The organism is Fretibacterium fastidiosum (assembly GCF_000210715.1).
In the GTDB taxonomy this organism is placed as follows: domain Bacteria; phylum Synergistota; class Synergistia; order Synergistales; family Aminobacteriaceae; genus Fretibacterium; species Fretibacterium fastidiosum.
Genome location: NC_021038.1, coordinates 323,698 through 332,519, shown reverse-complemented (window position 1 = coordinate 332,519; position 8,822 = coordinate 323,698). Strand labels below are relative to the sequence as shown.

General features: G+C 55.6%; 7 protein-coding genes. 1 reads left to right on the top strand and 6 read right to left on the bottom strand.

Annotated elements, in window-relative coordinates:
• The 6 genes from SY1_RS01475 to SY1_RS01450 all read right to left on the bottom strand — a co-directional run.
• Positions 1-270, bottom strand: a 270-nt coding sequence (locus tag SY1_RS01475) for a hypothetical protein (RefSeq protein ID WP_208872543.1), incomplete at its 3' end; no start/stop codon positions are given.
• A gap of 269 nt (positions 271-539) precedes the next feature.
• Positions 540-1,904, bottom strand: coding sequence for a cytosine permease (gene codB, locus SY1_RS01470; protein ID WP_015555954.1), 1,365 nt, complete (start codon positions 1,902-1,904; stop codon positions 540-542).
• 40 nt (positions 1,905-1,944) lie between these two features.
• Entirely contained in the window at positions 1,945-2,772 is an 828-nt protein-coding gene (locus tag SY1_RS01465) for a creatininase (protein ID WP_208872542.1), read from the bottom strand.
• Positions 2,773-3,996, bottom strand: coding sequence for an arginine deiminase (gene arcA, locus SY1_RS01460; RefSeq protein WP_015555952.1), 1,224 nt, complete (start codon positions 3,994-3,996; stop codon positions 2,773-2,775).
• A gap of 202 nt (positions 3,997-4,198) precedes the next feature.
• A complete protein-coding gene (locus SY1_RS01455) occupies positions 4,199-5,734 on the bottom strand; it encodes a sodium:solute symporter family protein (protein ID WP_015555951.1) in 1,536 nt (511 codons plus the stop codon).
• A 241-nt stretch (positions 5,735-5,975) separates the two neighbouring features.
• Positions 5,976-7,127, bottom strand: coding sequence for an N-dimethylarginine dimethylaminohydrolase (locus tag SY1_RS01450; RefSeq protein WP_015555949.1), 1,152 nt, complete (start codon positions 7,125-7,127; stop codon positions 5,976-5,978).
• A 322-nt stretch (positions 7,128-7,449) separates the two neighbouring features.
• On the opposite strand from SY1_RS01450, the gene SY1_RS01445 reads away from it, so the two are divergent.
• On the top strand, positions 7,450-8,712 hold the full coding sequence (locus tag SY1_RS01445) for a helix-turn-helix domain-containing protein (protein WP_208872541.1): 1,263 nt from the start codon (positions 7,450-7,452) through the stop codon (positions 8,710-8,712).
• Positions 8,713-8,822: the final 110 nt, after the last annotated feature.

Sequence of the window (8,822 nt, the reverse complement as noted above, 5' to 3'; positions counted from 1 at the left end):
CGACCCCAACGCCTCGGGCTCGCGCTCGGTGTCCGTGAGGGTCACCGTCTGCAACAGGGGATAACCCAGGGCGCCGAAGAAGGCGTTCAGCATATCGCGAAGCAGCCGGCCCCGTGCCGGCGTCCCCAGCAGGAAGCGGAAGTACAGGTCGGTGGAGCGGTCGATGTTCTCCGGCAGCTCCCCCTGCTCCTGAAGGTTCAGCATCTCCTGCCGTTCGTGCGTCGTCATCGCCGGAACGACCTTCGCCTTCTCTCCCTTGCCATCATCCATGCTCATCACTCCCCGCAGGCAACGTATTCGTTGGCTTTATTATAGCAACAACGGAACGCACCCCACAAAATTACAACTCATTGGTGGGTGCAGGACCAGGAATTTACATCACCACCGAAGGGGAAGTTCGAGCAAGAAAAACCAATGAGAAAAGTTAGAGCCTCTCCCGAACCACCGGCATGGTCATGCAAGGAGGCTTACTTGTATGTGTGGGTCCTCTGCTTGAGGCCCCACACATTTTAATTATCCAGCAGGAAGAGCGGAAAATCTTACACCTGCTGCTTACCCTCCCCGGGAGCAAGCACCCTATGGTCCTGGCTCATGCCCATAGCCTGCAGTATCTTATCCAGAATAGGATAGGCGATAAAAGCGGCGATGATGCCGTTGATAGGCGGAATCCCCGGGCTAAAGAGAGCTGCTGCAGCTCCAATAATATAAGCGCCGATTCCCGTGAGATTATAGTCCTTGAACTCAGTTTCCGCAATCTTAGAGTAGCGTCTCTTATGCTTAATCAGCCAATCTGCCAGCATAGTGCCACCAATAGGCGGAATGACCGTACCGGAGATGATGATAAAGTCGATCAGGTAATTATAGATTCCCCCCAGTGCCATAATGATAGCGATGACGGCACCTGTAAGCGTGATGCCTTTTCTTGCTTTGATGCGGAAGGCGTTGCAGCAGGCAACAGAGAAACAGTAAATCTCGTTGTCCTGGGTTGTCCACACGTTCAGGATTAACAAAACATATGCAGGAATGGCCATACCCTGCATGGCCATAACCCTTGCGACATCCGGGTCCTGATAAACGTAGCCGCCATAAGCGCCTGCAAAGATCATCAGGCCATTCCCGATAAAAAATCCAACGAAACTGGCTATTACCGCATGCCAGCCTTTGCTCGCAAATCGGGACCAATTTGTGGACTGCGTAGCCCCACTGACAAATGTGCCAAAAACCAGTGTCATCGCTGCAGCCGTTGTCATTGGTTCCTTCGGGAGAATTTTCTGCAGCCCTTCCAATCCTCCAACCTTTACCGTAGAAACATAAATGCTATAGAGGATCAAGCACGTCACGAGCGGCACAGCAACGATGGAAAGCAACTCCATCGCCTTATAGCCACCATACGCCGTCATCACAAAAAAGAATCCAAAGAAAATAATCAAAATCACATAGATATAGGGGTAACTGGCCGTATTTTCTTTTGTGATACCCGCCAGCTGAAGAACAAGGTCAGTGATCAGGGCAGTGCCCCAAGCATACCAACCGATTTGAGTAAATCCGTAAAGGAAGTCACTCCAACGACTGCCCTTATTGCCAAAGCAAAACCGACTCAGCAACCCCGCGTGCAGCCCTGTGGAGAAAGCGATATACCCCAGAACGGCTGCATAAGTACCAAGCAGGAAATCTCCTACAATGACCACGTACATCAAGTCAGGCCAAAATTTGTAGTGGACGCCAAGCTCACCGCCCGCCCACATGACGGACGTAAAAAACGTGAACCCGGCCAGCACCATAGAGAGCGAGAAAAGCCCGGCTCTGGCAGAAGCAGGTACCTCGGTTAAGGGATAATCCTGCCCCCTCCTTTCCTCTGCAGTTTCAGCCATGGTTTCAGTAATTTGAGTCCGATCTTCTACCATTATTAAACCCACCTTTTTGTCAAGGATAAATTACCGCGCCTTATAAATTAAACTCTTTCTTCAGGAAACGCAGGAAGTTTTTTATAACGTCGTCCGTGATGAGTTTTCCCTTTTCTGCAGTACTGGTCATCGACGTATACAGCGCACCTGTCTTCGGGATCAAAGTCTTAGACACAGGGTACCTCTGATACCGTGGAACGTCATCTCCAATGCCATCATCCGAAAGCAACTCCACCTTGACAAGTTCTGGAGCGAAATACAGCATCAAAGAAGTTTCTGTAACCGCAGCATGCTCCAAGTCCCAGCCTCGGAACGGCCTCTCATCGAAGACAGCGGGAATTATATCTTGCGAAACATTATCCCACCAACTGGTCAGGATCACCTTGGGAAACTCCTCTTGCTGTTTGCCAATGGTAAGATCTGCAGCTTCGGCCAAAAATGCCTGATTCTCATAATGACTATTCATCAGGATGATTTTTTTCCATCCGTCGGCAATGAACTCAAGCAATATGTCCTTGGTCAGGGTAACCAGCGTATTCCCCTTAAGGTCGATTGTGCCGGGGAAGAGGGGACCGCCGCCGCTTGTCGGGTTTGATTTGTAGCCATACGCAATACTAGGTGCAACGTAGGCATCAATTTCTTCTGTCAGTATCCTGGCAAAGTTTTCCGAGATAATCACGTCGACAGAGAGGGGCAGGTGCTGGCTGTGTTGCTCCGTGCTACCTACCGGAATGATCAAAACACCGTCTTTCGCAGCCTTTGCGTATTCTGGCCACGTGATGTTCTGAATAAACTTTTTATTGCGCTGCTCCATAAATATTTCACTCCTTCCGGTACCTTGCTTTTCAAAACTTTCAAGCGTTTTCAACTACAGTAGCTTCTCCCGAACCACTGGCATGGTCATGCAACGGGGACCGCCACGCCCGCGCGACAGCTCCGCTGACGGTATGACGTGCAGTTTAACCCCTGCATCCTCAAGAGATTTATTCGTGACCACATTGCGGTCGTAGACGATGATCTCACCTGGCGCGACGGCAAAAGTGTTGGAGCCATCGCTCCACTGTTCGCTGGGTGCGTCAACGGGGTCGCCCCCCCCGCAGGGCAGGAGCCGGACCTTATCCAGGTGCAGGTACTTCTTGAGCACGTCCTCAAGCGCACGCCCCTGATACTCGAACCTGAGCTCTCCATCCTTCATCGTCACAGCGATCACTTCAAGATGCTGCTGTATCTCCGGGTGGATCGTGAAGAGATCCCGGTCCACCATGGTAAACACTGTATCCAGGTGCATGAAAGCCCGCTTCGCGGGAAATTTGAACGCCAGAATCGTTTCAAAGCCATCAGGCCCCTTAAACAGCCTCTCTGCGAAGAGCTCAATGGCCCTAGCCTCCGTGCGCTGAGAGATTCCTATCGCCAAGACCTTATCGCTGAGGACCAGCTGGTCACCGCCCTCAATGTGGTACGGGATGTCCCTGTCGTAGTAGAACGGAATGGCGGAGTCCTTAAATCGTGGGTGATACTTAAAGATATACTTGCCAAAGAGCGTCTCGCGGTTGCGGACGGTGCTCCACATGTGGTTGAGCGACACGCCGGACCCGATCAGGGAAAAGGGGTCCCTTGTGAAATAGAGGTTGGGCATCGGGTTTGTGACGAATGGATACTCCACATCCACGAAGTCGACAAGCGACGTGTGATCACGCTTGGGGAAACTGGAGCGGCGGGTTCCGGCCATGATCTGCAGCACCATATCCCGCGTCTTGGGAATGCCCAGCAGGAAGTCCTTGAGCATCCGAATCTCATCCTTGGAGGTCACGCAGGTTTCGCCGATGAACTCATCCACAAACGCCTCGCGCACCCCGGCGTTCTCAATCGCCTCTGCAGCAAGGTCCTCAAGGTAGATCACCTCGGCACCGCAGCTTTTCAGCATGGCAGCAAAGGCATCGTGCTCCGCCATCGCTCCGCGCAAAAACGGCACTTCATCGAACAGGAAATCCGCCATCAGATCGGGAGAGATGTTGCTCAACTCGTTGCCAGGCCTGTGGAGGATAACCTGTTTCAACCGTCCTATCTCAGAAAAAACATGAATATCCTTCATGAACTGCACTCCTTCCAAAAATGCGGGGAATCCGCTTCAACCCCGCTTCAACCCCGAAGGAAACTCGCCTCCCAAAAAGGATTGCAACCTTGACGACGATATCAAGGCTGCATCCCAACTCAAAACGCATCCCTGCCTATGCATGGCAAAAACTCAAGCGCAGTCAGGGATATGGGGTTGACCGGTCAAATGGCGCGCGTCATCAGGCGGCAGCGGCCTCCTCGCTGTCGAGGGGCCTTGCCCTCATCCCGTTGGTGACGTAGCCGACGATCATGTAGACGAGCGAGCCGGCGATGCCCGCGATGATCGGTGCCTCGACCCAGCCGAACTTGCCGTAGATGAGGACGAGGTAGACGTTGCCGAAGAAACCCGTGATCATCGAGAGCAGACAGGTGAGCAGGTTCCCCTCGATGAACGTCCTGATGATGGTGGGCCCGACCAGCATCGAGATGAGGCCTCCGGTCCCTATGTAGGCGATGCGGTTCAGCATCCCCTGAGGGGCGAAGAAGGTCAGCACGATGCCCAGAACCGTCGTGACGACGACCGTGCCGCGGTCCAGGAGATCAGCGTACCTGGATTCCTTGCCCGCCGCCGACACATAAAGGTCGTGCGAGAGCGCCGCTGCCTGCACCTGAAGCACGGAGCTGATCGTGGAGAGCATCGCGAAGATGATGAAGAGCGATATGATGCTGGCGACAGCCGGCGACAGGTACGTGTTCAGGAAGACCGGCATCGCGTGGTCCGCAATGTGCGCTCCCGCCGGGGCATCGGCCGCCAGGGCCTGAGGCCAGGTAGGATCCTTGTAGAACATGTAGAGGCCCACCAGCGGGACAAAGCTCATGGCAAAGCCCATGGGGGCCATGTAGAGCGCGACGAGCGGAATGTTCATGTCCTTCTTCATGGCGAGGAAACGAACGGACATGTAGGGCAAAACGGTCGTAAAGAGCGTGGCGTAGACGAAGACGAGGAACACGCTGTACTTGGGGTCACCATAGGGGTTGGACGTGGTTGGGTTGATGAACTCCGGCTTGATCTCGCCCACCTTGGCGATGAGCTCCGTCAGCGAGATGTCCTGCGTGATGACGTAGTAGACGATGCACGAGGCGATGACCATGCCGCAGCACATGATCGTATCGGTGATCGCCACCGCCAGGAGCCCGCCCTGCATCGTGAAGATCATGACGACCGCCATGAAGATAATGGCCGACATGTGGGGTGACGTCCCAAGCCACTCCGAGGCCACGCTTGCGACGGCGCGGATCTGTCCGATCATGTAGACCGACAGGAAGACGAACGTGGCGATGGCCGCCAGGAAGTGGACGAGCCGACGCATGCCCTGCGAGCCCCTGTGGGTGTTTGCGAGGTATTCCGGAACCGTCAGCGCCCCGAACCTCTCGCCCTGCTTGCGCATGAAGCCCGCGAAGAAGAGCGCGCCGAAGGTAATGGCCGGCGCAAACAAGAAGTTTGCAAGGATCTCGATCGTGCCGTAAGCGTAGGCCGTCCCGGGCGAGCCGATGAAGCCCCAGCCGCTGTAGCCCGTCGCCATAAGCGTCCCCGCAGCCACAAAGGGCCCCATCTCGTTGCTGCCGAGCAAAAACGCCTTCTCGTCGTCGCCGGACAGGTGGGTCATCGCGGCCTTCTTCTTGAGCCTGACGTTCGTCCACCACCCCACGGCGATCAGTATCGCTGACGCAACCGCAAAGACGCCCCACCTGTACAGTTCGATTCCGGTCGTCATCACTCACACTTCCCCTGCTGGATCTGCCTGTGGATACAGGCGATGATGGGAACGGCAAAAAGAATGACGCTACCTATAATAAAAGAATCCAAGGTCCATGAACCAAGCATGGTGCCCTCCTTAATTAAGTAAGGATGATTTTAAGATACAAAAAAGGAGGTTTGTCGGGCTAAAAAGCTATAGCAGCTCGGCAAACCTCCAAAAACGTTATGCTAGACCGAAGCTCTAAAAATCGACGTCCTTAGCCGTTCTTCATCTTGCCAAACTCGACAAGCGTGACGTCCTTGACCTGCTTCGGGAAGTAGTCCTCACAGCCGCCCTCGCGGTACACGTCCGCCGTGGCGCAGTGCAGGCCGCCGCCGAACGGGTAGGCATCACGGAAGGGGATGGGGATGACGTTCATGCCCAGCTTGTCCATCTGCTCCATCTGGGCGGTTTCGCTGGCCTCCACGAACACCGTCTTGTGGTCGAGGACCAGGCAGTTCATGGACAGCCACACGCTGGAGTAGCAGAGTGCCGGCGGCTCCTTGTGGGCGGGCATGGCGGCCTCTACGATCTGCCAGTCGTTGGCCTCGAAGATCTTGCGCTGCTCCTCGGGGAGCTTGCGCTGCGGGTTGTTGAGGATGAGGCCGGGGCGCAGGGGAACGAACGTCGCGTCGATGTGGATGGGATAGGGGTCGCCGGGGAAGTTGACGGCGTGGATGCGGCACTCGGGGTACATACGGCGAATCCACTCCATGGCCTTCCTGTTGGTCGTGAGGCCGTGCTGGATGAAGAAGTCCTTGCCGACGCGCATCACGTCCGCGGCGTCAAACAGGATCTCGTGCTCCGTGGTGACCATCTCCAGCTTCGCCGTACGCTCAAGGAGGACCTCCTCCGTGATGTGCCCGTCGTAGTAATGCATGTCGTAGCTCGCGTCGCCCAGCTCGGGACGCGGGGCAGCAATCCAGCGGAAGTCCGGATCCTCGTCAAAGTAGCGGCGCAGGACCTTGGAGTAGGCCAGATACTCGAAGAAGCGGGAGCGGAAGGACATGGGCGCGCAGATGATGTCGCTGCCCACCGTCAGCAGGACGTCGCGCGGAGGCATGCAGCCGAACATGCTGCCCGTCATGAAGTGAGGGGTCACGACGGCCTGGTTCCACTGCATGGGCTCCGGACGGTCCACCTTAACGCCGCGCTTCTCCAGCTCCTTGACGAAGTGCTCGATCTGGGCGTTGGCCTTCTCAACCGTATCCAGCGGACGAGGACCGGTCATGCCGCGCATCGGGCTGTCCAGGGGAACCTTGGCCTTGGACGCGGGCTCAGAGGGCGCGATGCAGCAGTTATCGGCGCGACCGACGATAACGTGCTTCAGGGGGTCAAAATCATTCCAAGAGTTAACAACTTTCGGCATAATTCTTACCTTCCTTTACGTATTATTTTTGGGTGGCGGAGTTGCACCACTCCAAAGAAAAAAACGCTGTCGTCCCGAATAGCAGAAGTAAAACCCCTGCACACCAACCGTACATTGCAGAGATGCTCTATCTATGTGCACTATAGTATCATGCTTCGCATTTTTTTCATTGTACAATCCTTCCAAGATTACTTAAGAAACGTTTCCAGGTAATTCATTCACGAAAAACCTAGGATATCAAATGAGCTTGTGTTATAATTCTTAGAATAGATTCTCATAAAACTGGAAGCCACATCATAAGGAGGAGGGGGTGCTGCAGGTCATGTCTCAGAAACCGTCGGAAGCGTCGGAGTCCCTCGATGGCATCGTCCGGGACGTCCTGAGCGGCATGGCGGGGATCGTCCCCTGTCCGTTGGTCGTCTCAAACGCTCAAGGAAGGGTCCTTGGGACGACTGCCTCTGCGGTCAAGGCGGTTTGCCCCCTCTGCCGGAAGGTCGTGGACATGGTTGCCCATCAAAAAAAGATGGCACCGATTGGCGGTGAGGAATGCGAGTGTGACGACGCCTCGGGGGTAGCCCTGCCGCTGCGGAACGCATACCTCGAGGTCATCGGGGCCGTCGCGGCGCTTGGGACGGCCGATGAGGTCCGCCCCTACGCGCTGGCGGTGAAACACCAGATCGAGCTGGTCATCAAGACGCAATACAAGCTCAGATCAGGCTTCCTCAAGGAGAACGCGATCCAGGACATCATTCAGGACTTCGTGAACTACATCCCGGGCGTCAGCGACCTCGAACTGCTTGAGGCCAGGGCGCGCTACCTCGGCTTTTCGCCGGGGCTCCTCTACGTCCCCATCGTGTTCGACATGCATAATTTCAGGCAGTTCATCCGGGACTCGTGGAAGGACGCCTCGTCGTCGGAGGACTGCCGCGAGGCGGAAAACTTCATCCAGTCCGTCAAAAACAGGGTGCTCCTGCGGACCAAGGAGGTCTTCAGCGCTCCCGACGACGTTTCCGTTCCCCTGAACGGGGACAAGTACGCCGTCTTCTGTTCCATCAGCCCCAAGATCCAGCAGGACAAGGACCTGGTGTTCAAGCGGGTGAACGAGAACTCCCATATCCTCCTCAAAAAGTTAGAGGAGGAACATCTCTCCGCCGTCCTGGGGATCGGCTTCTTCTTTAAGGGCGTTCCGGGGCTTTCCTACGCCTACCGCAGTGCTCTGGAGGCGGTCAGCCTTGGAAAGCTGCTCTTCAAGCAGCCCGGCATCTACGACATCCAGAACCTTCGGGTGGAGTCCCTTCTCCTGAGCCTCCCCGCCTCCGCCCGGCAGCGCTTCATCCGGGACCGTTTCACCGAATTCAACCTGGATCCGAACGACGACGAGCTCAAGAACACGATCATCGTCTACGGAATGAACTTCTTCAACCGCCAAAGCACCGCGGACGAACTGCACATCCACCGGAACACCCTCAACTACCGGCTCAAGAAAATAGAGGAGCGCACGCAAAAATCCCTGCGCTCCTTCCGCAACTACATCGAGCTCTACATCGCCTGCCTGCTCTCGAACCTCCCCTCTCCGGAGCTTTAGAAACCGAAGTCCTGAAACGGCCTGGGGAAGCGCGCTTCAGCGCTTCCCCAGGGAGAGGCCATGTTCATCGTCGCACCGGGCTTATACCAATTCGCGTTTAATATGGATTG

Bases quoted from the DNA above. Each gene is read 5' to 3' on its own strand.
- SY1_RS01455 (WP_015555951.1), bottom strand. From the start codon at position 5,734: ATGACGACCGGAATCGAACTGTACAGGTGGGGCGTCTTTGCGGTTGCG.
- arcA (WP_015555952.1), bottom strand. From the start codon at position 3,996: ATGAAGGATATTCATGTTTTTTCTGAGATAGGACGGTTGAAACAGGTT.
- codB (WP_015555954.1), bottom strand. From the start codon at position 1,904: ATGGTAGAAGATCGGACTCAAATTACTGAAACCATGGCTGAAACTGCA.
- SY1_RS01450 (WP_015555949.1), bottom strand. From the start codon at position 7,127: ATGCCGAAAGTTGTTAACTCTTGGAATGATTTTGACCCCCTGAAGCAC.
- SY1_RS01445 (WP_208872541.1), top strand. From the start codon at position 7,450: ATGTCTCAGAAACCGTCGGAAGCGTCGGAGTCCCTCGATGGCATCGTC.